Origin of the sequence: Mesorhizobium sp. BR115XR7A, from assembly GCF_020165315.1 — a bacterium.
Lineage (GTDB): Bacteria > Pseudomonadota > Alphaproteobacteria > Rhizobiales > Rhizobiaceae > Mesorhizobium > Mesorhizobium australicum.
In genome coordinates this window covers 84113-105365 of record NZ_JAIUHW010000010.1, presented here as the reverse complement: position 1 = coordinate 105365, position 21253 = coordinate 84113, and the positions used below count along the sequence as shown (strand labels likewise).

Sequence of the window (21253 nt, the reverse complement as noted above, 5' to 3'; positions counted from 1 at the left end):
GGCGACTATGTATCAAGCGATCGTCTTCCTTCCGCTGCTCGGCTTCCTGATCGTCGGCCTGTTCGGCAATGCGCTCGGTGCCAAGGCATCCGAATACATCACCTCCGGCTTCCTGGTGATTGCGGCCGTGCTGTCATGGGTCGCCTTCTTTTCCGTCGGCTTCGGCCACGGCGAGGTGTTCACCGTGCCGGTGCTGCACTGGATCCAGTCCGGCGGGCTGGACGTCTCCTGGGCGCTCAGGATCGACACGCTGACGGTGGTGATGCTGGTGGTGGTCAACACAGTGTCGGCGCTGGTTCACATCTATTCGATCGGCTACATGCACCACGATCCGAACCGGCCGCGCTTCTTCGCCTATCTGTCGCTGTTCACCTTCGCCATGCTGATGCTGGTCACGGCCGACAACCTCGTGCAGATGTTCTTCGGCTGGGAAGGGGTGGGCCTCGCGTCCTACCTGCTGATCGGCTTCTGGTACAAGAAGCCGTCGGCCAATGCCGCGGCAATAAAGGCCTTCGTCGTCAACCGCGTCGGCGATTTCGGCTTCGCGCTCGGCATTTTCGGCGTCTTCGTGCTGTTCGGCTCGGTCAATCTCGGCACGATCTTTGCCAATGCGGCGACGTTCATCCCGGCCGAAGGCGCGCCGCAGGGTGCCGCCGTACTCACCTTCCTCGGCCATGCGCTCGACAAGCAGGCGGCAATGACCGTCGTCTGCCTGCTGCTGTTCATGGGTGCCATGGGCAAGTCGGCGCAGGTGCCGCTGCACACCTGGCTGCCGGACGCCATGGAGGGCCCGACCCCGGTGTCGGCGCTGATCCATGCCGCCACCATGGTGACGGCCGGCGTGTTCATGCTGGCGCGGCTTTCGCCGCTGTTCGAATTGTCGCACTCGGCGCTGACGGTGGTCACCTTCATCGGCGCCTTCACCGCCTTCTTCGCGGCGACCGTCGGCCTGGTCCAGAACGACATCAAGCGCGTCATCGCCTATTCGACCTGCTCGCAGCTCGGCTACATGTTCGTGGCGCTTGGCGTCGGCGCCTATGGCGCGGCGATCTTCCATTTGTTCACGCACGCCTTCTTCAAGGCGCTGCTGTTCCTCGGTTCCGGCTCGGTCATCCACGCCGTCTCCGACGAGCAGGACATGCGCAAGATGGGTGGCCTGAGGCAGCTGATCCCGACCACCTATTGGATGATGGTGATCGGCACGCTGGCGCTGACCGGCGTCGGCATTCCGGTGACCGTCATCGGCACCGCCGGCTTCTTCTCCAAGGACGCCATCATCGAGGCCTCCTTCGCCGGCCACAATTCGGTCGCCGGCCTGGCTTTCATCCTGCTGGTCATCGCCGCCTGCTTCACCTCCTTCTATTCCTGGCGGCTGATCTTCATGACCTTCCATGGCAAGCCGCGGGCGAGCCACGAGGTGATGCACCACGTCCATGAATCGCCGCCGGTGATGCTGGTGCCGCTGTTCATCCTGGCGGCTGGGGCGCTGTTTGCCGGTGTCATCTTCCACAATTCCTTTATCGGCGAAGGCTATGCCGAATTCTGGAAGGCGTCGCTGTTCACGCTGCCGGACAACCATATCCTGCACGAGATCCACGAATTGCCGCTGTGGGTGGAGCTCTCGCCCTTCATCGCCATGCTGATCGGTTTCGCTCTGGCCTGGAAGTTCTACATCCGCTCGCCGGAGATGCCGGTCAATCTGGCCGCCCAGCATCGCGGGCTTTACGCCTTCCTGCTCAACAAGTGGTATTTCGACGAGCTTTACGACTTCCTGTTCGTTCGCCCTGCCAAGCGTCTCGGTCACTTCCTGTGGAAGACCGGTGACGGGACCATCATCGATGGGCTCGGGCCTGACGGCATTTCGGCGCGCGTCGTCGACGTCACCAACCGCGTCGTCAAGCTGCAGACCGGCTACCTCTACCACTACGCCTTCGCCATGCTGATCGGCGTTGCCGCACTCGTCACCTGGATGATGCTCTGATGACCGCCTGGCCAATCCTCTCGCTGGTCACCTTCCTGCCGCTGGTTGGTGTGCTGCTGATCCTGTTCATCAACGATGACAGCGAAAACGCGCGCCGCAACATCCGCGCCATTGCGTTCATCACCACGGCGTTCACCTTCCTGGTGTCGCTGTTCATCTGGGCCGGCTTCGACAATTCGCAGGCCGGATTCCAGTTCGTCGAAAAGGTCGCCTGGCTCGATTCCGGCATTTCCTACCATATGGGCGTCGACGGCATTTCCATGCTGTTCGTCATTCTGACGACCTTCCTGATGCCGCTTTGCATCCTGGCGTCGTGGGAAGCGATCGAAAAGCGCGTCAAGGCCTACATGATCGCCTTCCTGCTTCTGGAAACGCTGATGATCGGCGTGTTCTGCGCGCTGGACATCGTGCTGTTCTACGTCTTCTTCGAAGCCGGACTGATCCCGATGTTCATCATCATCGGCGTATGGGGCGGCAAGCGGCGCGTCTACGCCTCGTTCAAGTTCTTCCTCTATACGCTGGCCGGCTCGGTGCTGATGCTGCTCGCCATCATGGCGATGTTCTTCCAGTCCGGCACCACCGACATCCCGACGCTTCTGACGCACAGCTTCCCGGCCAACATGCAGACCTGGCTGTGGCTTGCCTTCTTCGCCTCCTTCGCGGTGAAGATGCCGATGTGGCCGGTGCACACCTGGCTCCCCGACGCCCACGTCGAGGCGCCGACGGCGGGCTCGGTCATCCTGGCCGGCATCCTGCTGAAAATGGGCGGATACGGCTTCCTGCGCTTCTCCTTGCCGATGTTCCCGCTGGCCTCCGAAATGTTCGCGCCGCTGGTGTTCACGCTGTCGGTCGTCGCCATCATCTACACCTCGCTGGTGGCACTGATGCAGGAGGACATGAAGAAGCTGATCGCCTATTCGTCGGTCGCCCATATGGGCTTCGTCACCATGGGCATCTTTGCCATGAACCAGGAAGGCGTGCAGGGCGCTATCTTCCAGATGCTCAGCCACGGTCTGGTGTCGGGCGCGCTGTTCCTGTGCGTCGGCGTCATCTATGACCGCATGCACACCCGCGAGATCGCCGCCTATGGCGGTCTCGTCAACAACATGCCGAAATACGCGACCGTGTTCCTGATCTTCACCATGGCCAATGTCGGCCTGCCGGGCACGTCAGGTTTCGTCGGCGAGTTCCTGACCATGCTTGGCGTGTTCCGGGTCAACACCTGGGTGGCGTTCTTCGCCGCCACCGGCGTCATTCTGTCGGCGGCCTATGCGCTTTGGCTCTACCGCCGGGTGATTTTCGGCGCGCTGACCAAGGACAGCCTGAAGGGGCTGCTCGACCTGTCGACCCGCGAGAAGGCGATCATCTATCCGCTGGTCGTGCTGGTCATCTTCTTCGGCGTCTATCCCGCACCCGTCTTCGACGCGACGGCCCAGTCGGTCAAGTCGCTCGTCACCAATGTCACCGCATCCATCGGCGCCGCGCAGACCGCGGCGGCGAACTGACCCAGGGGTTTTGCGAACCATGACGCCGGACCTTCTCTCCAGCCTGTCGCTCTCGACGCCCGAGCTGATCCTTGCCATCGGCGCGCTCGCGCTGCTTATGGTCGGGGCCTATTCGCGTTCCAACACCGCCAATACCGTGACCGGCCTTGCCGTCGCCGTGCTGGTGATCGCAGGCGCCTGGCTGATCTTCCACGCAGGGCAGGGCAGCGCCTATGGCAATGCCTTCATCCAGGATTCCTTCGCCCGCTTCATGAAGGTGCTGGCGCTGATCGGCTCGGCGGTGACGCTGATCATGTCGATGCGCTTTGCCAAGGCGGAGCGTTTCGACAAGTTCGAATATCCGGTGCTGATCCTGCTTTGCACGCTCGGCATGATGCTGATGATCTCGGCCAACGGCATGATCGGGCTCTATCTCGGCCTCGAACTGCAGTCGCTTGCGATCTATGTGCTGGCGGCGATCAATCGCGACAATCTGCGTTCGACAGAAGCCGGCCTGAAATATTTCGTCCTTGGCGCGCTGTCGTCGGGCATGCTGCTCTACGGCATCAGCCTGGTCTACGGCTATACCGGGAACACCGGCTTCCAGGAGATCGCCACGGCGCTGGGCGGCGGCGAGCGCCAGCTTGGCCTTGTCGTCGGCCTCGTCTTCGTGCTGGCCGGGCTTGCCTTCAAGATCTCGGCGGTGCCGTTCCACATGTGGACGCCAGACGTCTATGAGGGCGCACCGACACCGGTGACGGCCTTCCTGGCGGCAGCGCCGAAAATGGCGGCGATGGCGCTGATCGTGCGCGTCACCATGGGTGCGTTCAAGCCGATCGCCTCCGACTGGCAGCAGATCATCGTCTTCATCTCGATCGCCTCGATGGCGCTTGGCTCCTTCGCCGCGATCGGCCAGACCAACATCAAGCGGCTGATGGCCTATTCCTCGATCGGCCATATGGGCTACGCGCTGGTCGGCCTTGCCGCCAATAGCCAGGCCGGCGTGCGTGGCGTCGCTATCTACATGCTGATCTACCTGGTGATGACGCTCGGCACCTTCGCCTTCATCCTTGCCATGCGGCGCAAGGAAGGCAATGTCGAGCAGATCAGCGATCTCGCCGGCCTCTCGTCGACCAACCCGATCATGGCTACGATCCTGACCATCCTGATGTTCTCGCTGGCCGGCATTCCGCCGCTCGCCGGCTTCTGGGGGAAGTGGTACGTCTTCCTCGCCGCCATCAACGCCAATCTCTATGCACTGGCAATCATCGGCGTGCTCGCTTCCGTGGTTGGCGCTTACTACTACCTGCGCATCATCAAGATCATGTGGTTCGATGAGCCGGTCGGCGGCTTCGTGCCGATGGCCAGCGAGTTGCGTGTCGTGCTCGGCGTCAGTGGCGCCTTCGTGCTGTTCTACGTGCTGATCGGCGGGCCGATCGGCACCTATGCCGAAGCCGCCGCCAAGACATTTTTCTGACGGGATGGCATTTCGGCTGGCTCCAACCTCGGCGTCGGAAGGGTTCCGGCTCGAGGCGCATGACAGTGTCGGCTCCACCAACGCGCTGGCGCTGGATCATGCCCGGGCGGGCGACCCGGGCAAGCTCTGGGTCGTTTCCAAGAAGCAGGAAAGCGGGCGCGGCCGGCGTGGCCGTGCCTGGGCAACGCCGGAAGGCAATCTGGCGGCGACGCTGCTCCTCATCACCGGCGGCGAATTGCGCCTTGCCGCGACGCTCGGCTTCGTCGCGGGGCTGGCGCTGGCCGACGCGCTCGACGCGGTGGTGCCGAAGGGCCGCATCGCGATAGGCCTCGACGGAGCGAGCCAGGGACAGAACCGGTTCGAGCTGAAATGGCCAAACGATGTGCTCGCCTCCGGCGCCAAGCTGGCCGGCATCCTGCTGGAGTCGGCGATGCTTGACGGTAGCCGCTTCGCGGTGGCGGTGGGCATCGGCGTCAATGTGGTGGCGCACCCGCGGGATTTGCCTTATCCCGCGACATCGCTTCACGCGTTGGGCGCGGCTTGCGATGCCGAAACGCTGTTTCTGGCGCTGTCGGATGCCTGGAGCGAGAATGCCCGCCTGTGGGACGAAGGACGTGGCCTTGCCGCCATCAGGAAGCGTTGGCTGGCCCGCGCAGCGGGCCTTGGCGGCGAGGTTGCTGTCAGAATTGACGGTAATGTGGTGCGTGGCGTGTTCGAGACCATTGACGAGGACTGCCGTTTCGTGATCCGCGACGATGACGGGTCTGTTCTGACGGTCGCCGCCGGCGATGTGCATTTCGGCGCGGTGGCGTCCGCGCGGATATAATTTGTTTTTGGGCAATTCCGGACGGAAAACCGGTAGGCACTTGCTGGAATTGCTTTAACGGCTTGGCCTGAGGGTCAGGAAGGAAAAAATCATGGCGAAAGCGGACAACGCCGAACTCGTCTTCGTGCCGCTCGGCGGCGTCGGCGAGATCGGCATGAACTTCGCCCTCTACGGCTATGGCCCGCCGAGCGCGCGCGAATGGATCGTCATCGATGTCGGCGTCACCTTTCCCGACGCGGCGCATCCGGGCGTCGACCTGATCCTGCCCGATACGCGCTTCATAGAGGAGAACCTCGCCAATCTGCGCGGCATCATCATCACCCACGCGCATGAGGACCACTACGGCGCGCTGCTCGACATCTGGCCGAAGCTGAAGGCGCCGGTCTGGATGACGCCGTTCAGCGCCGGGCTGCTGGAAGCCAAGCGTCAGGGCGAGCAGGGCGCGCCGAAGATCCCGCTGACGATCTACCGGGCGGGCGAAAAGTTCACGGTGGGCCCCTTCGAGATCGAAGCCATTCCGGTGGCACACTCCATTCCCGAACCCATGTCGCTGGCGATCACCTCGCCGGCCGGCACCGTCATCCACACCGGCGACTGGAAGATCGATCCGGAGCCGACGATCGGTCCCAAGACCGACGAGGCGCGGTTCCGCGCCTATGGCGACAAGGGCGTGCTGGCGCTGATCTGCGATTCGACCAATGCGCTGCGCGAAGGCGAGTCGCCTTCGGAAGTGGCCGTGGGCGAGGGCCTGAAAGGCGTCATCCAGGCGGCCAAGGGCCGCGTCGCCGTCACCACCTTCTCCTCCAATGTCGGACGCATCGTTTCCATCGCCAGGGCAGCGCGCGATGCCGGCCGCCAGTGCCTTGTGCTCGGCCGCTCGTTGAAGCGCGTCATCGATGTGGCCGGCGAGCTTGGCTACATGGACGGCCTGCCGGAGTTCATCGCCGAGGAGGATTTCGGCTTCATCCCGCGCGAGAACCTGGTCATCATCTGCACCGGCAGCCAGGGCGAGCCGTTGGCGGCACTTGCCAAGCTGTCGCGCGACGAGATGAAATCGGTGTCGCTGACAGCGGGCGACACGGTGGTGTTTTCCTCGCGCACCATTCCCGGCAACGAGAAGGCGATCCTCGAGATCAAGAACCGCCTCATCGATCTCGGCATCAAGATCATCGAGGACGGCGATGCTCTGGTGCATGTCTCCGGCCATCCCCGCCGCAGCGAACTGCGCAAGATGTATGAATGGGTGCGTCCGCAAATCGGCGTTCCCGTGCATGGCGAGGCGGCGCATCTGGTGGCGCAGGGCTCGCTGATGTCCACCTCCGGCATCGGCCAGGTGGCGCAGGTGCGCGACGGCGACATGCTGCGGCTCGCTCCAGGTCCCGCCACGATCATCGACCAGGTGCCGTTCGGCCGCGTCTACAAGGACGGCAATCTGATCGGCACCGATCAGGCGATGGGTATTCGCGACAGGCGCAAACTGTCCTTTGCCGGTCATGTCGCGGTCAATGTCGTGCTTGATGACAAGTACGAGCTGGCCGGCGATCCCGACCTGGTCGCCATTGGCGTCGCCGAAACCGACGCCCGTGGCGAGACGCTCGAGGACCTGATGATCGATGCGGCCGTCGGTGCGGTCGATTCGATCCCCCGCCAGCGCCGCAAGGACCTCGACCTGGTGCAGGAGGCGGTGCGACGCGCAGTGCGCGGCGCGGCCAACGAAGCCTGGGGCAAGAAACCGCTGGTGACGGTTTTCGTCACCCGGTGACGGAGACGTCGGGTGCTCGGATGTTCAGCTGATAGCTGACCGGAATCCAGCGAAAGGAATGGTCTATCCGCCCGACATAGCCCAAGCCCGGAAACGGCATGTGGTGGCCGGCGACGAGCAGGCGCCGCTCGGCGGCCATGCCGAGCAGCCGCTTGCGGGTCTCGATTGCCTTTTCCTTGTCGTCGTCGAAATCGGCATGCCACTGCGGACGCTGGATCGACACGACATAATGCAGGAAAGCGTCCGACCAGATCAGCAATTGCTGTCCGTCGCTTTCGACAAGGAAGGCCAAAAGCCCGGCGGAGTGACCGGCCGCGTCGATGGCAGTGATGCCCGGCACCACTTCGTCTCCAGGCGCTATGAACGTCGCGCGGTCGGCCAGGCCGGTGCAAATGCGCCTGAAGAGATCACGATTGGCCAACCTGGCCGGACGCACCGCATTTCCTTCGGTCCAGAAGGCGAATTCCGCTGCGCCGAATACCAGGCGTGCGCGGCTGAAAACGGATGCGCCATTCCGGACAAGCCCGCCAATGTGGTCCGGGTGCCCGTGGGTGATGACCACCACATCGATGTCATCAGGGCCGAGCCCAAGGGCTTGCAAGCACTCCAGGAGTGAACTGTCTTCATCTCCGCAGCCGGTGTCGAACAGGATCTTTTCGGAACCGGTATCGACCAGCGTCGGGATGAAGCAATGCTCGTAGCGATCCTGGTCGATGAAGTTCGAAACCGCGAGTTCGAGCACGGCCGCCGGCGGCTGTCCGGCCGCGAAGGCCGATGCAAGCCCGTCTCTGACATCGACGGCATCGAGCAGAGCGGCAATTTTGAACGACCCGAGATCGAAGGTGAAAACGCGGGGGCGGGCAGGGCTGATTCCGGACATTGGCCTTTGTACTTTGTGGCTGCCGGTTGCAACAGGTGCGACAGTGCGCTCCTCGCGAAAGGCTGTTGATCTCGGCTGATTTGACGTATGACGCCAGTCGTTGGACCTGGGAGAAAAGCTCGGACATGCTCGGACGGCTGAACCATGTCGCGCTTGCGGTGCCGGATTTGACCGCCGCCGTTGCAGCTTACCGCAACACGCTCGGCGCCGAAGTGACCGAGCCGCAGGCTTTGCCGGAGCATGGCGTCACCGTGGTGTTCGTCGATGTCGGCAACACCAAGGTCGAGTTGCTGGAGCCGCTTGGCGAGGGCTCGCCAATCGCGGCATTCCTGGCGAAGAATCCGTCGGGCGGCATGCATCATCTCTGCTACGAGGTCGACGACATCCTGGCCGCGCGCGACCAGCTCAAGGCCGCCGGTGCCAGGGTGCTTGGCGACGGCAATCCCAAACCAGGCGCGCACGGCAAGCCGGTGTTGTTCCTGCATCCGAAGGATTTCTTCGGCACGCTGATCGAACTGGAGCAATCATGAGCTGGGTCTCGTTCACCGCGCTGTTTTTCGCGACCTGGTGGGTGGTGCTGTTTGCCGTCCTGCCGTTCAGCGTGAGAACGCAGGACGACGATCACGACGTGACGCTGGGCACGGTGCCGAGCGCGCCGCGCGGGCCGCATATGCTGCGTGCCGTGATCCGCACCACCATCGCAACGGCGGTCCTGATGGGCATTTTCTACGGCCTGACGCACGGGCTGGGATACAGCCTCAACGACATCCCGCACATCGTGCCGGAACTCAGTCCGACCCCAGGGAAATAGACGTGGCGGCAAGGGTGCTCCGATAAGGTCGGAGCGCTGCGGATGGGATTGAGATGCCGCCCTGTACGGCGGCTACTGGCTGCTGACGCAAGGTCATGTAGCCTGCCAATTCGCAGCGCTAACCAGATGATTGCACAAAAAAAATGCAAGGCACAAGGCCTTGCAATTAAACGCGTCCGATCTGTTTCCGGTATCCGGCGGCAGCGAGTAACCGCGCCTAGATCGCATCCTCCCAAGACTTTGACCGCGTAGGAGAGCAGATTTTTTTCTGCCCTCTCGGTTATCGGGGCACATTAGCCCAACGGAAATGAAAATGTCACGAAGAATTTTGCCTTGAAACGGGCAATCTCGTGCTGCACTGCACAATAGTGTGGCAGGCTTTGCTTTTGAAACGTCCAGTCAGGGTCGACAGAGCCTTTGCGGCATGTTCGCAATTGACGCGCGCAAAGAATTGACGGCCAAACCCGAAGAGGTTCGGTGCGTTCCATTGTCGGCGCGGGTCGATCCGGAAGCGAGGGATTCGGGCTCGGAAGGGGCCTACGTGGTGGGATGGCCGGGTTTCCATTCGGTCATGAAATCGCTATGAAGCCGGGGCAAGCAAGCCTGCGCCGCGCCGATTCTGGCGTGGCCATTCTCATTCACGGACCTGTCCATGCGTTTGTCGCGCTATTTCCTGCCTATCCTCAAAGAAAATCCGCGCGAGGCCGAAATCGTCTCGCATCGGCTGATGCTGCGCGCCGGCATGATCCGCCAGCAGGGACAAGGCAGTTTTTCCTGGCTGCCGCTGGGCAAACGGGTGCTGGACAAGGTCTGCAAGATCATCCGCGAGGAGCAGAACCGCGCCGGTGCGCTGGAGATCCTGATGCCGACCATCCAGTCGGCCGATCTGTGGCGCGAGAGCGGCCGTTACAACGACTACGGCAAGGAGATGCTGCGCATCAAGGACCGGCAGGACCGCGACATGCTCTACGGTCCGACCAACGAGGAAATGGTCACCGAGATTTTTCGCGCTTACGTCAAATCCTACAAGGACCTGCCGCTCAACCTCTACCACATACAGTGGAAGTTCCGTGACGAGGTGCGGCCGCGCTTCGGCGTTATGCGTTCGCGCGAATTCCTGATGAAGGACGCCTATTCCTTCGATCTCGACTTCGAAGGCGCGAGAGCCGCCTATAACCGGATGTTCGTGTCCTATCTCAGGACCTTCACGCGCATGGGCCTGCAGGCCATTCCGATGCGGGCCGACACCGGTCCGATCGGCGGCGATCTCAGCCACGAGTTCATCATCCTGGCCGACACTGGTGAAAGCCAGGTCTTCTGCCATCGCGATTACCTGTCGCTTGCGGTGCCCGGCGCGAACACCGACTTCGCCAATGACGGCGAGATAGCAGATATCGTCAAGACGTGGACGACGCCTTACGCCGCCACCGACGAGATGCATGACGAGGCGGCCTGGGAGAAGGTTCCGACAGGCGACCGGGTCTCGGCGCGCGGCATCGAGGTCGGCCATATCTTCCACTTCGGCGAGAAATATTCCAAGCCGATGGGGGCCAAGGTGACGGGGCCCGACGGCAAGGATCATTTCGCCTCGGGCGGCTCCTACGGCATCGGCCCGTCGCGGCTGGTCGCGGCGATCATCGAGGCCAGCCATGACGAGAACGGCATCATCTGGCCGGAAGCGGTGGCGCCGTTCGATATCGGCCTGATCAACATGAAGGCGGGCGATGCCGACTGCGATCGCGTCTGCGACGAGCTCAACGCCGCCTTCACCGCCGCCGGCAAGGACGTCCTCTACGACGATACCGACCAGCGGCCGGGCGGCAAATTCGCCACCGCCGACCTGATCGGCCTGCCCTGGCAAGTGATCGTCGGGCCGCGCGGCGTCGCCGCTGGCGAGGTCGAGATCAAGAATCGCAGGACCGGCGAGCGCGTGACGCTGCCGATCGCCGACGCGGCCAAACACTTCGGTGCCGCCGCATGAGCGAGGCGGCGGCAGCGAGATCGGCGGGCGCCGGCCCTTTTTCCATCTTCGAGCGCACGGTCGCCTGGCGCTATTTGCGTTCGCGGCGCAAGGAGACGGTGATCTCGGTGATCGCCTCGATCTCTTTTCTCGGCATCATGCTGGGCGTCGCCACGCTGATCGTGGTCATGGCGGTGATGAACGGGTTCCGCGCCGAGCTTTTGACGCGCATCCTTGGCGTCAACGGCCATCTGATCGTGCAGCCGCTCGATTCACCGCTTGAGGACTATGCCCAGGTCGCCAGCCGCATCAACGGCGTACCCGGGGTCAAATACGCCATCCCGCTGATCGACGGCCAGGTGCTGGCGCAAGGCAATGTCGGCGGCGGCACCGGCGCGCTGGTGCGCGGCATCCGGGGTGAAGATCTCGGCAAGATCGCCATCGTGGCCAGCAACATCAAGCAAGGCACGCTCGCCGATTTCGATACCGGCGAGGGTGTCGCCATCGGCAAGCGCATGGCCGAGAATCTCGGCCTGACGCTCGGCGATACCATTACCTTGATCTCGCCGGACGGGGATGTGACGCCGCTCGGCACCACACCGCGCATGAAGGGCTACAAGATCGCGGCGATCTTCGAGGTCGGCATGTCTGAATATGACACGTCGATCGTCTACATGCCGTTCTCCGAAGCGCAGCTCTACTTCAACATGGACGGCCGGGCGCAGACGATCGAGATCTATGTCGACAATCCCGACGATGTCGACGCGCTGAAACCCAAGGTGGAAGCGGCGGCGCAGCGGCCGATCGACATGGTCGACTGGCGCCAGCGCAACGAGACCTTCTTTTCGGCTCTGCAGGTCGAACGCAACGTCATGTTCATGATCCTGACGCTGATCGTGCTGGTGGCGGCACTCAACATCATTTCCGGACTGATCATGCTGGTGAAGGACAAGGGGCATGACATCGCCATCCTGCGCACCATGGGCGCCTCGCGCGGCGCCATCCTGCGCATCTTCCTGATGACTGGGGCGGCGATCGGCGTGACGGGCACGCTCGCCGGCGTGCTGCTCGGCGTCGTGATCTGCACCAACATCGAATCGATCCGCCAGTTCTTCTCCTGGATGACCGGCAAGGTGCTGTTCAACCCGGAGCTCTATTTCCTCAGCCAGTTGCCGGCCAAGATGGATCCGCGCGAGACGACCTATGTCATCATCATGGCGCTTGCGCTGTCCTTCCTGGCAACGGTGTTTCCGGCATGGCGGGCGGCCCGCCTCGATCCGGTCGAAGCCTTGAGGTACGAGTAGTGGCCGAGGTCCTTATCGAGCTGAAGAGCGTCGAACGGCACTACGTCCAGGGGCCGCGCAAGCTCACCATCCTGAACGGCGCCGATTTCGCGCTGCGGCGCGGTGAAATGGTGGCGCTGGTGGCCCCGTCGGGCACCGGCAAATCGACGCTGCTGCATACGGCCGGGCTGCTGGAGCGGCCGGATGCCGGCGACGTGATCCTGTCCGGACGCGCCTGTGGCCGGCTGTCCGACGACGAGCGCACCTCGATCCGCCGCAACGATGTCGGCTTCGTCTATCAGTTCCATCATTTGCTGCCGGAGTTTTCCGCGCTGGAAAACATCATGATGCCGCAGCTCATCAAGGGTCTGCCGCGCAAGGAGGCATCCGAGCGCGCGGCGCAACTGCTCGACTACATGCAGATCGGCAAACGGGCGTCGCACCGGCCATCCGAGCTGTCCGGCGGCGAGCAGCAGCGCGTCGCCATCGCGCGTGCGGTCGCCAATGCGCCGCTGGTGCTGCTCGCCGACGAGCCGACCGGCAACCTCGACCCGGTCACCGCCTCCTACGTGTTCGAGGCGCTGGAGGCGCTGGTGCGGCAATCGGGCCTCGCGGCGCTGATCGCCACCCACAATCACGAGCTGGCATCGCGCATGGACCGGCGCGTCACGTTGGCCGACGGCAAGGTGGTGCCGCTCTAAGGACGATTCTCACCCGACGTGTACCGCGCGGGGGTAGCTTAGAACCGCCAGTGAGCGCTCATTGCGATCAGAGTGGACGATATCGCGCTCGTCGCCAGGATGGCCAACCAAATTACGAGATTGCGAGAGAGGCGCCGCCGGCGACCTTGTCGCATACGCTTTCGCCAGCGTTCCCTTGATTTGCGCCTCCGTATTTCCCCATGTCGATCGCTCAGCAATGCCTCAGGCCCAGGCATTTTCGGCTCAGCCAAAATTTAATACAAGCGGTCGCTAATTTGTTCTTCCCGGGCTGAAGCCTACCCTGGCAAGCTTCCAACTCCCTCTCTTAGCGACCAATTAACGTTTCACTAACCGTGCACAGTTCCCCGCCCATGGCCATACCTCCCAGCGGTTGACAATGGAACAAAATTAGAACAAACTAGAAACATATCAACAACAGGAGAGAGTTATGACCGATCTGGTTCAGGATGTCATCTCGCTGGTTTGCATGAGCGCGTTTCTTGTCTCCATGGCGATCTGGATCGGAGCCATGTGATTTGGCAGCGTCGGCCGTCGCTGTTTCTCGATGACCAATGCCGCCCCGCCGTTAAGCTTTTCTTGCCGCAGCAAAGTTAGGGTGCGGCTCCAAGGCAGGGAGCAACGTCCAGGTGTCGCCCATCGTCACGGCCATTCTCGTGGCCAGCAATCTCGGGCTGATCTTTCTCCTGATGACCGTGCCGCTTGGTTTGCGCACGGTCAGGTCGAGCCGCATCGTGGCGATGGACCGGCAGCGCCTGTGGCAGGCGCTGTGGCCGCTCGGCAGCAATGCCGGCTGGTCCGGCGAGATCCTGTCGGCGCAGCCGCTGGACGAAGAGGGCGTCGCCCGCATCACGCTCTCTTGGGAAGGCCGCGATGGCAAGCCGATAGAGCGCAGGGCGCAGTTTGAAGATGTCGTCGAGGGCAGCCGCTTCTCGATGCAGGTGATCGAGGACACCGCGCTCGATAGCTCGTTCTGGAAGGACTATGGCGAGACCGCCGAACTGGTTTCGGAGGGAAGCGGCACGCGCGTGACGCTCAGCCGGACCGACCGCTACCGCGGCGTGGCTTTCCTGGTGTTTCGCTATTTCGCCATGCGCCGCGAGCTCTCCAAGCTGCAGCGTTGGGCAAGGACCGGGCAGTATCGCAAGGGTGGCTGGTTCGAGCATCCGCTGAGCCAGGTCGGCTTTGCCGTGTTGTCGGCATTGATGCTGTGGCCGTTCTTCGGCCTTCACCTCGGCGGGCTGGCGCTGGCCGCGATCCTGACGTCGGTGGTGGCGCTGCACGAACTCGGCCACATGGCGGCGTTCCGGCTGACGGGCCATCGCAGGGCGCGGATGATCTTCATCCCGCTGCTTGGCGGCATCGCCATTGGCGGCCGGCCCTATAACAGCCGTTTCGAAGTGGCCTTCGTGGCGTTGATGGGGGCGGGGTTTTCCGCCTTCCTGGTGCCGATCGTCATCGCCGCCAGCGTTCTTGCCGGCGGCGAGGGTCACAAGGCGGCTGCCGCGCTACTCGCCGCACTCGCAGGCTGCGCTGCCCTGTTCAACATCGCCAATCTGGTGCCGGTGTGGAAGTTCGACGGCGGCCAGGTGCTGCGCCAGATCTGCCCGGGGCCGGTCGTCCTGGCGCTGGCGTCCTTCTCGCTGCTCTCGGCCTTTCTGGCGCTTGGCTGGCGGGCCGGTTTTTCCCTGGGCTTCCTGCTCGCGGCCGGTGCGGTATTTTCGATTCTCAGCCTGCTCACCGTCGGCAGCGGGGTGAAGCCACGCCACGAACTGGAGCCGATCGGCACTGTCGATCGTTTGGTCATCGCCGGGGCCTTGCTGGCGGTGTTCGCCATCCACGGCTGCGGCGTGTTGTGGGCGTCAGGGCAGTTGCTCTGAGCTGGTTGGGTCCGAAAGGATCAACCCGTCTTGCGGGCAGCCTCGACCGGCAAAGCCGCCACGGGACCAAAAACATCCTCGAAGGCTGATTTCAGCGCCAGATCCAGATCGGCCATGCCGACGGGCAGGCCGAGGTCGACGAGGCTAGTGACGCCGTGGTCCTGGACCCCGCACGGCACGATGCCGCCGAAATGCTCGAGCTCCGGCTCGACATTGATGGCAATGCCATGGAAGCTCACCCACCGCCGCAGCCTTATGCCGATTGCCGCGATCTTGTCCTCGGCAGGTGAGCCGTCGGGCAAAGCAGGGCGATCTGGCCGTACCACCCAGACGCCGACCCGGTCCTCGCGGCGTTCGCCGCGCACGTTGAAGGCGGCGAGCGTGCCGATGATCCACTGTTCGAGCGCCGCGACGAAGGCGCGCACGTCCTCGCGCCGGCGCTTCAGGTCGAGCATGACATAGGCGACCCGCTGGCCAGGCCCATGATAAGTGTATTCGCCGCCGCGTCCGGCCGCAAAGACCGGAAAGCGATCGGGTTCGATCAGGTCCTCGATGCGGGCGCTGGTGCCGGCGGTGTAGAGCGGCGGATGTTCGACCAGCCAGACCATTTCGCCGGCAGCCCCGCCGCGGATCGCCTCGGCGCGCGTCTCCATGAACGCAAGCGCATCGGGATAGGCGACAAGGCCCGGCTCGACCAGCCATTCCACCGGGGCCGAACCGGGCAAGGGCAGGAACGACGTGGCAATCTGGCTGCGTTCTGGCATGGCGTCTCTCTTGTCGCCTTCCATATGGCGATATCAGGCGGAAACGTCCAGTTCGCCGTGCGCTTGGGCGCCGAGCATCCGACGCGCCGGCAAGACAATGAGTGCTTGCTGGTTCAATTCGCAGCTGTGTCGTCAGGATGATTTGGTGCGGTCGAGAAGACTCGAACTTCCACGGGTTGCCCCACAGCGACCTCAACGCTGCGCGTCTACCAATTCCGCCACGACCGCACGTGGTAGAGCCGGAACCGACCGGCTCGCGGCGTGTAGCAAATCGTTTCCAGCGAAACAAGTGCGCCACGAGTATTTAATCGCTGGGAATGGCTATAACGGATCAATCGCTTTGCGCGCCCGGAAACGAAGGCGGCGGCGCGTCTTGGAGACTGCGTCGCCGCGTCCGTCTTTCGCCCGAACCTGCGGCTACGCCGCCTGCTTCCTCCGCGCCAGCGTATCTGCCACAACCTCGCCAAACGATGACGGCGTCGGCACGATGATGACGCCGGCCTCTTTCAGGATCTCGACCTTTTCCTGCGCGGACTCGCCGAAGGCCGAGATGATGGCGCCGGCATGACCCATGCGGCGGCCTTTGGGGGCGGACAGGCCGGCGATGTAGGCGATCAGCGGCTTCCTCATATTGTCGCGCGCCCAGATCGCGGCTTCGGCTTCCTGCGGTCCGCCGATCTCGCCGATCATGACCACGGCGTCGGTCTCGTCGTCCTGCTCGAACAGCTTCAGAACGTCCTTGAAGGAGGAGCCGTTGATCGGATCGCCGCCAATGCCGACGCTGGTCGACACGCCGATGCCGAGCGCCTTCATCTGCGAGGCGGCTTCATAGCCCAGCGTTCCCGAGCGGCCGACGATGCCGATGCGGCCGGGCAGGTAGATCGAGCCGGGCATGATGCCCATCAGCGCCTGTCCCGGCGTGATGATGCCGGCGCAATTCGGCCCGACCAGCCGCATGCGGTCCTCGAAGCGGTAGCGGCGCATGTAGCGCTTGACCTGCATCATGTCCTGCGACGGGATGCCGTCGGTGATGCAGACGCAGAGCTTTATCCCCGCATCCGCCGCTTCCATGATCGAATCGGCTGCAAAGGGCGGCGGCACGAAGACGATGCTGGCTTCGGCACGGGTCTCGCGCACCGCGCCCTTGACCGTGTTGAAGACGGGCAGGCCGAGATGCGTCTGGCCGCCCTTGCCGGGCGTGACGCCGCCGACGAGCTTGGTGCCGTAGCGCTTCATGTCCTCGGCATGGAAGCTGCCGATCTTGCCGGTGAAACCTTGCACGATGACGCGTGTGCTGCGGTTGAGCAGGATTGCCATTTTTCCGTCCTCCCTCAGGCTGCTTTTTTGTTGGTGGCCACGCGCCAGGCGGCGACGGCTTTTTCGGCGGCTTCGGCGAGCGTGTCGGCGACGATCACCGCCTCGCCGGAATCGGCCAGGATCTTGCGCCCTTCCTCGGCCCTGGTGCCGGACAGCCGCACCACCAGCGGCACGTTGACGCCGACCTCGCGGATCGCCTTGATGACGCCCTCGGCGACCCAGTCGCAACGGTTGATGCCGGCAAAGATGTTGACCAGGATGGTCTCGACATTCTTGTCGCCGAGCACGGCGCGGAAGGATTTCGCGACCCGCTCGGGCGAAGCGCCGCCGCCGATGTCGAGGAAGTTCGCCGGCTCGCCTCCGGCGATCTTGATCATGTCCATCGTCGCCATGGCGAGCCCGGCGCCATTGATGATGCAGCCGATATTGCCGTCGAGGCCGACATAGGAGAGGCCGCGGTCGCTGGCGAAGGTCTCGCGCGGATCTTCCTGGCTCTTGTCGCGCAATTCGGAGATTTCGGGCCGCCGGAACAGCGCGTTCTCATCGAACGACATCTTGGCGTCGAGCGCTACCAGGCTGCCGTCGCGGGTCACCACCAGCGGATTGATCTCCAGCATCGAGGCGTCGTAGTCGCGGAACACCTGGTAACAGCTGAAGATGGTCTCGGTCGCCTTGCCGATCAGGCTGTCCTCCAGGCCGAGCCCGAAGGCGATCTCGCGCGCCTGGAAGCGCTGCATGCCGACACCGGGATCGACGGTGGCGCGGATGATCGAATCGGGTGCCTTCTCGGCGATCTCCTCGATTTCCATGCCGCCGGCGGCCGAGGCCACGATCATGACGCGCTCTTCCTTGCGGTCGAGCACGAAGCCGAGATAGAGTTCCTGCGCGATGTCGACGGCTTCCTCCAGATAGAGGCGCGAGATCAGCTTGCCACGCGGGCCGGTCTGGTGGGTCACCAGCTTGCGCCCGAGCATGGCTTCGGCGGCGCTGGAAATTTCCTCGTCATTGGCGCAGAGCTTGATGCCGCCGGCCTTGCCGCGCGCGCCGGAATGAACCTGCGCCTTCAGCACCCATTTGCCGCCGCCGATCTCGCGCGCCCGGTAGGTCGCCTGTTCGGGGCTGTAGGCCAGGCCGCCACGCGGCACATGGATCCCATGCCGGGCGAGCAGTTCCTTGGCTTGGTATTCGTGGATGTCCATTCTTTTCTCCTCCCCAAATCGTCAAAGTGCCGCGACGTGCTGTTGGCCGGCGCGTTCGATGGCGTCGTTGACCACCAGAACGTTGCGCGCCATGCGTTCCGACGCGGCGTCGATCATCTTGCCGTCGAGTGCGGCGGCACCCTTGCCCTGCGCCTCCGCCTCTTTCAGCACTTCGAGGATGCGGCGGGCGCGCGTGACTTCCTTCTCCGGCGGCGAGAAGACGTCGTTGGCCAAGGCAATCTGCGAGGGATGGATCGCCCATTTGCCTTCGATGCCGAGCGCGGCGGCGCGTCTGGCGGCCGCCTTGTAGCCTTCCGGGTCGGAGAAATCGCCGAACGGTCCGTCGATGGCGCGCAGGCCGTAGGCGCGGCAGGCGACGGTCATCCGCGACAGGGCGAAATGCCACTGGTCGCCGGGATAGTCGGGATTGAGGCCGCCAATATTGACGGTCCGCGCCTTGCAGCTTGCCGCATAGTCGGCAACGCCGAAATGCATGGCTTCCAGCCGTCCAGGGGTGGCGGCGATAGCCTCGACATTGGCCATGCCGAGCGCGGTCTCGATCAGGGCTTCCAGGCCGACACGGGTCTTGAAGCCCTTGGCCATCTCGATCTGGTTGACCATGGCCTCGACCATGTAGAGGTCGGCCGGAACGCCGACCTTCGGCACCAGTATGGTGTCCAGCCGGTCGCCGGCCTGCTCCATGACGTCGACAACGTCGCGGTACATGTAGTGCGTGTCCAGCCCGTTGATGCGCACCGAGACGGTCTTGCCCTTGGCGCGCCAGTCGATGTCGTTCAGCGCCTGGATGATGTTCTTGCGTGCGCGTTCCTTGTCGGGCGGCGCGACGGCGTCCTCAATGTCGAGGAAGACGAAGTCGGCGGCGCTGTTGGCCGCCTTGTCGATCATCTCCGGGCTGGAGCCTGGAACCGCCAGCTCGCTGCGCTGCAGCCTGAGTTTCTTGAGGTGGTTAATGGTGTGGCTCATCGTCAACTCCCTCAGGCGGCTTCGGCGACCGGCACCGCGGCCGAGGCGCGGAAATGCTGGATGGCGGCGCCGACGCCGGAGCCCGGTGCCAGCCGGACCCCACAATCGAGCAGCGCCATTTCCGCCGCCGAAAGCGAGGCCAGCACCATCACCTCGTTCAGCCAGCCGAGATGGCCAATGCGGAAAACCTTGCCGAACACCTTGTTGAGGCCGCCGCCCAGCGATGTCTGGTAAGCCTGGTAGGCGCGCTTGACGACGTCGCCGCTATCGATGCCATCCGGCACGAGAATGGCGCTGACCGTGTCCGAATGCCATTTTGGCGCCCTGGCGCAGAGTTTCAGGCCCCACGCGTCGACCGCCTTGCGCACGCCTTCGGCGAGGCGATGGTGCCGGGAGAAGATGGTCTCCAGCCCTTCCTCGGCGATCAGGTCGAGCGAGGCGCGCAGGCCGCGCAGCAATTGTGTCGCCGGCGTGTAGGGGAAATAGCCGGCATCGTTGGCGCGGATCATGTCCTCGAAGGAGAAGAAGCAGCGCCGGTGGGTGGCGGTTCTCGAAGCGACGAGCGCCTTCCTGCTCACCGACAGGAAGCCAAGGCCGGCCGGCAGCATGAAGCCTTTCTGCGAGCCGCTGACGGCGCAGTCGACGCCCCATTCTTCCTGGCGAAAGTCGATCGAGCCGATTGACGAGACGCCGTCGACGAAAAGAAGGGCAGGGTGGTTCGCATCGTCGAGCGCGGCGCGGCAGCCGGCGACGTCGCTGGTAACGCCTGTCGCCGTCTCGTTCTGGGTGCAGAAGATCGCCTTGATGCGGTGCGTCTTGTCCGCCTTCAGCCGCTCCGCATAGAGTTCCAGCGGAACGCCGGTTCCCCATTCGCAGTCGATGACGTCGACCTCGAAACCGAGCCGTTCGGCCATGTCGACCCACAGATGCGAGAACTGGCCGAAACGCGACATCAAAACGCGGTCGCCTGGGCTGAGCACATTGGTCATCGCCGCTTCCCAGGCTCCGGTGCCCGAGGACGGGTAGATGAAGACGCGGCCGGTCTCGTTCTTGAAGATCCGTTTGATGTCCTCGAACAGCGGCAGGGTGAGGTCGGGGAAGGTGGCCGCGCGCATGTCCTCCATCGGCAGGTTCATCGCTTGGCGTACCTGCTCGGGGATGTTGGTCGGCCCGGGAATGAAAAGATGGGTGAAACCGGCCATGATGCGAACTCCTCCTGATCCAGCAAAGCGGTGGTGGGGAGTTTCGTTTCGAGGGCCAATGCCAACAACACCTTGGCGGGTAAGATCTCACCGCATGCGGGTGGGTATGGCCTACCCGGTCGCCCTACCCGAAAGGCTGCCTTTGGCTACGCCTCTCTCGTGAATAGAGCGCGACCGCCATGGCGCGGTTGCGGACGTCCAGCTTGTCGTACAGATTCTTGAGATGGTACTTCACGGTATTTTCGGAGATGCCGGTCCGGGTGGCGATCTGCAAATTGGTCCAGCCGTCGGACAATACCGCCAGCAGTTCACGCTCGCGCACGGTAAGCCGGGATAGAGGCGTATCGTTGACCTTGTTGATGTCGATATAGGGGATGCAGATGCGGCCGTGCGCGACAGCCAGGATCGTGTCGAAGATGATGGCGGGATCGTCGAACTGGAAGCAGTAGCCCTGGGCCCCCAGGCGCACGCACTGTTTCAGGATGCCGATGTCATGGTCGTTTGAAAAGACCGCGATGCGAACGTCGAGCTTGCGGGCCTGGACCTCGGCCAGGACATCAGCGCCGTCCATGTCGGACAGCTTCCAGCCGATCACGGCGACATCGAACTCCTGGACCGCTGCCAGCTCCAGGAAATGCCTGCCGCTTTGTACGGAGGCCAAAAGCTCGAAGCGCCCGTCGCAGTCCAGCATTTCGCGCAGAGCCGATATGACGAGCGGATTGCG

The 21253-nt window shown here is 63.6% G+C and carries 18 protein-coding genes and 1 tRNA gene; 11 read left to right on the top strand and 8 right to left on the bottom strand.

Going from position 1 to position 21253, the window contains the following annotated elements; genetic code table 11:
* Positions 1-7 precede the first annotated feature (7 nt).
* From nuoL to LB557_RS21455, 5 genes are all read left to right on the top strand, one after another.
* Positions 8-1981 (top strand): NADH-quinone oxidoreductase subunit L, encoded by a 1974-nt coding sequence (gene nuoL, locus LB557_RS21475; protein WP_224583652.1) that lies wholly within the window; start codon positions 8-10, stop codon positions 1979-1981.
* Positions 1981-3486, top strand: a complete 1506-nt coding sequence (locus LB557_RS21470) for an NADH-quinone oxidoreductase subunit M (RefSeq protein ID WP_015317350.1) — start codon at positions 1981-1983, stop codon at positions 3484-3486. Before nuoL ends, LB557_RS21470 begins: the two co-directional genes overlap by 1 nt.
* Positions 3487-3505: 19 nt before the next feature.
* Positions 3506-4942 (top strand): NADH-quinone oxidoreductase subunit NuoN, encoded by a 1437-nt coding sequence (gene nuoN / locus LB557_RS21465; RefSeq protein ID WP_015317351.1) that lies wholly within the window; start codon positions 3506-3508, stop codon positions 4940-4942.
* A gap of 4 nt (positions 4943-4946) precedes the next feature.
* Positions 4947-5768, top strand: coding sequence for a biotin--[acetyl-CoA-carboxylase] ligase (locus tag LB557_RS21460; protein WP_140615830.1), 822 nt, complete (start codon positions 4947-4949; stop codon positions 5766-5768).
* 91 nt (positions 5769-5859) lie between these two features.
* Positions 5860-7530: a ribonuclease J gene (locus LB557_RS21455; protein WP_224643510.1), complete on the top strand. Its 1671-nt coding sequence runs from the start codon at positions 5860-5862 to the stop codon at positions 7528-7530.
* Here LB557_RS21455 and LB557_RS21450 read toward each other — a convergent pair.
* Positions 7520-8410 (bottom strand): MBL fold metallo-hydrolase, encoded by an 891-nt coding sequence (locus LB557_RS21450; RefSeq protein WP_224643511.1) that lies wholly within the window; start codon positions 8408-8410, stop codon positions 7520-7522. The genes LB557_RS21455 and LB557_RS21450 overlap by 11 nt on opposite strands.
* Positions 8411-8535: 125 nt before the next feature.
* Between LB557_RS21450 and mce the strand changes: the two genes are divergently transcribed.
* From mce to LB557_RS21420, 6 genes are all read left to right on the top strand, one after another.
* Positions 8536-8940, top strand: coding sequence for a methylmalonyl-CoA epimerase (mce, locus tag LB557_RS21445; protein ID WP_140714757.1), 405 nt, complete (start codon positions 8536-8538; stop codon positions 8938-8940).
* Positions 8937-9221: a DUF1467 family protein gene (locus tag LB557_RS21440; RefSeq protein ID WP_015317356.1), complete on the top strand. Its 285-nt coding sequence runs from the start codon at positions 8937-8939 to the stop codon at positions 9219-9221. Before mce ends, LB557_RS21440 begins: the two co-directional genes overlap by 4 nt.
* A 652-nt stretch (positions 9222-9873) precedes the next feature.
* Complete coding sequence (gene proS / locus LB557_RS21435) at positions 9874-11202, top strand: proline--tRNA ligase (RefSeq protein WP_224643512.1); 1329 nt, start codon at positions 9874-9876, stop codon at positions 11200-11202.
* Positions 11199-12485, top strand: a complete 1287-nt coding sequence (locus LB557_RS21430; RefSeq protein ID WP_015317359.1) for a lipoprotein-releasing ABC transporter permease subunit — start codon at positions 11199-11201, stop codon at positions 12483-12485. The genes proS and LB557_RS21430 overlap by 4 nt, the downstream gene beginning before the upstream one ends.
* Positions 12485-13165, top strand: coding sequence for an ABC transporter ATP-binding protein (locus tag LB557_RS21425; RefSeq protein WP_140615836.1), 681 nt, complete (start codon positions 12485-12487; stop codon positions 13163-13165). The genes LB557_RS21430 and LB557_RS21425 overlap by 1 nt, the downstream gene beginning before the upstream one ends.
* Positions 13166-13812: 647 nt before the next feature.
* On the top strand, positions 13813-15063 hold the full coding sequence (locus LB557_RS21420) for a site-2 protease family protein (protein WP_224523205.1): 1251 nt from the start codon (positions 13813-13815) through the stop codon (positions 15061-15063).
* Between the two features lie 20 nt (positions 15064-15083).
* Here LB557_RS21420 and lipB read toward each other — a convergent pair whose 3' ends face one another.
* The 7 genes from lipB to LB557_RS21385 all read right to left on the bottom strand — a co-directional run bounded on the left by lipB (position 15084) and on the right by LB557_RS21385 (position 21220).
* On the bottom strand, positions 15084-15827 hold the full coding sequence (gene lipB / locus LB557_RS21415; protein WP_224643513.1) for a lipoyl(octanoyl) transferase LipB: 744 nt from the start codon (positions 15825-15827) through the stop codon (positions 15084-15086).
* A 143-nt stretch (positions 15828-15970) separates the two neighbouring features.
* A tRNA-Leu gene (locus LB557_RS21410) sits at positions 15971-16055 on the bottom strand.
* Positions 16056-16244: 189 nt separating this feature from the next.
* Positions 16245-17144, bottom strand: coding sequence for a succinate--CoA ligase subunit alpha (sucD, locus tag LB557_RS21405; protein WP_015317363.1), 900 nt, complete (start codon positions 17142-17144; stop codon positions 16245-16247).
* A 14-nt stretch (positions 17145-17158) separates the two neighbouring features.
* Positions 17159-18343, bottom strand: coding sequence for a malate--CoA ligase subunit beta (locus tag LB557_RS21400; RefSeq protein WP_015317364.1), 1185 nt, complete (start codon positions 18341-18343; stop codon positions 17159-17161).
* A gap of 21 nt (positions 18344-18364) precedes the next feature.
* Positions 18365-19327 (bottom strand): HpcH/HpaI aldolase/citrate lyase family protein, encoded by a 963-nt coding sequence (locus tag LB557_RS21395; RefSeq protein ID WP_015317365.1) that lies wholly within the window; start codon positions 19325-19327, stop codon positions 18365-18367.
* 11 nt (positions 19328-19338) lie between these two features.
* Positions 19339-20529, bottom strand: a complete 1191-nt coding sequence (locus LB557_RS21390; RefSeq protein ID WP_224643514.1) for an aminotransferase class V-fold PLP-dependent enzyme — start codon at positions 20527-20529, stop codon at positions 19339-19341.
* A gap of 124 nt (positions 20530-20653) precedes the next feature.
* Positions 20654-21220 carry a response regulator transcription factor gene (locus tag LB557_RS21385; protein ID WP_051041364.1) on the bottom strand — a complete coding sequence of 189 codons (567 nt, stop codon included), beginning with the start codon at positions 21218-21220 and terminating at the stop codon, positions 20654-20656.
* Positions 21221-21253 lie beyond the last annotated feature (33 nt).

What these genes read in the sequence shown, in the direction of transcription:
- LB557_RS21470 (WP_015317350.1), top strand. Translation starts at nt 1,981, where the DNA reads ATGACCGCCTGGCCAATCCTCTCGCTGGTCACCTTCCTGCCGCTGGTT.
- LB557_RS21395 (WP_015317365.1), bottom strand. Translation starts at nt 19,327, where the DNA reads ATGAGCCACACCATTAACCACCTCAAGAAACTCAGGCTGCAGCGCAGC.
- LB557_RS21460 (WP_140615830.1), top strand. Translation starts at nt 4,947, where the DNA reads ATGGCATTTCGGCTGGCTCCAACCTCGGCGTCGGAAGGGTTCCGGCTC.
- LB557_RS21440 (WP_015317356.1), top strand. Translation starts at nt 8,937, where the DNA reads ATGAGCTGGGTCTCGTTCACCGCGCTGTTTTTCGCGACCTGGTGGGTG.
- LB557_RS21400 (WP_015317364.1), bottom strand. Translation starts at nt 18,343, where the DNA reads ATGGACATCCACGAATACCAAGCCAAGGAACTGCTCGCCCGGCATGGG.
- proS (WP_224643512.1), top strand. Translation starts at nt 9,874, where the DNA reads ATGCGTTTGTCGCGCTATTTCCTGCCTATCCTCAAAGAAAATCCGCGC.
- nuoN (WP_015317351.1), top strand. Translation starts at nt 3,506, where the DNA reads ATGACGCCGGACCTTCTCTCCAGCCTGTCGCTCTCGACGCCCGAGCTG.
- LB557_RS21390 (WP_224643514.1), bottom strand. Translation starts at nt 20,529, where the DNA reads ATGGCCGGTTTCACCCATCTTTTCATTCCCGGGCCGACCAACATCCCC.
- LB557_RS21450 (WP_224643511.1), bottom strand. Translation starts at nt 8,410, where the DNA reads ATGTCCGGAATCAGCCCTGCCCGCCCCCGCGTTTTCACCTTCGATCTC.
- sucD (WP_015317363.1), bottom strand. Translation starts at nt 17,144, where the DNA reads ATGGCAATCCTGCTCAACCGCAGCACACGCGTCATCGTGCAAGGTTTC.
- LB557_RS21385 (WP_051041364.1), bottom strand. Translation starts at nt 21,220, where the DNA reads ATGCTGGACTGCGACGGGCGCTTCGAGCTTTTGGCCTCCGTACAAAGC.
- lipB (WP_224643513.1), bottom strand. Translation starts at nt 15,827, where the DNA reads ATGCCAGAACGCAGCCAGATTGCCACGTCGTTCCTGCCCTTGCCCGGT.
- nuoL (WP_224583652.1), top strand. Translation starts at nt 8, where the DNA reads ATGTATCAAGCGATCGTCTTCCTTCCGCTGCTCGGCTTCCTGATCGTC.
- LB557_RS21430 (WP_015317359.1), top strand. Translation starts at nt 11,199, where the DNA reads ATGAGCGAGGCGGCGGCAGCGAGATCGGCGGGCGCCGGCCCTTTTTCC.
- LB557_RS21455 (WP_224643510.1), top strand. Translation starts at nt 5,860, where the DNA reads ATGGCGAAAGCGGACAACGCCGAACTCGTCTTCGTGCCGCTCGGCGGC.
- mce (WP_140714757.1), top strand. Translation starts at nt 8,536, where the DNA reads ATGCTCGGACGGCTGAACCATGTCGCGCTTGCGGTGCCGGATTTGACC.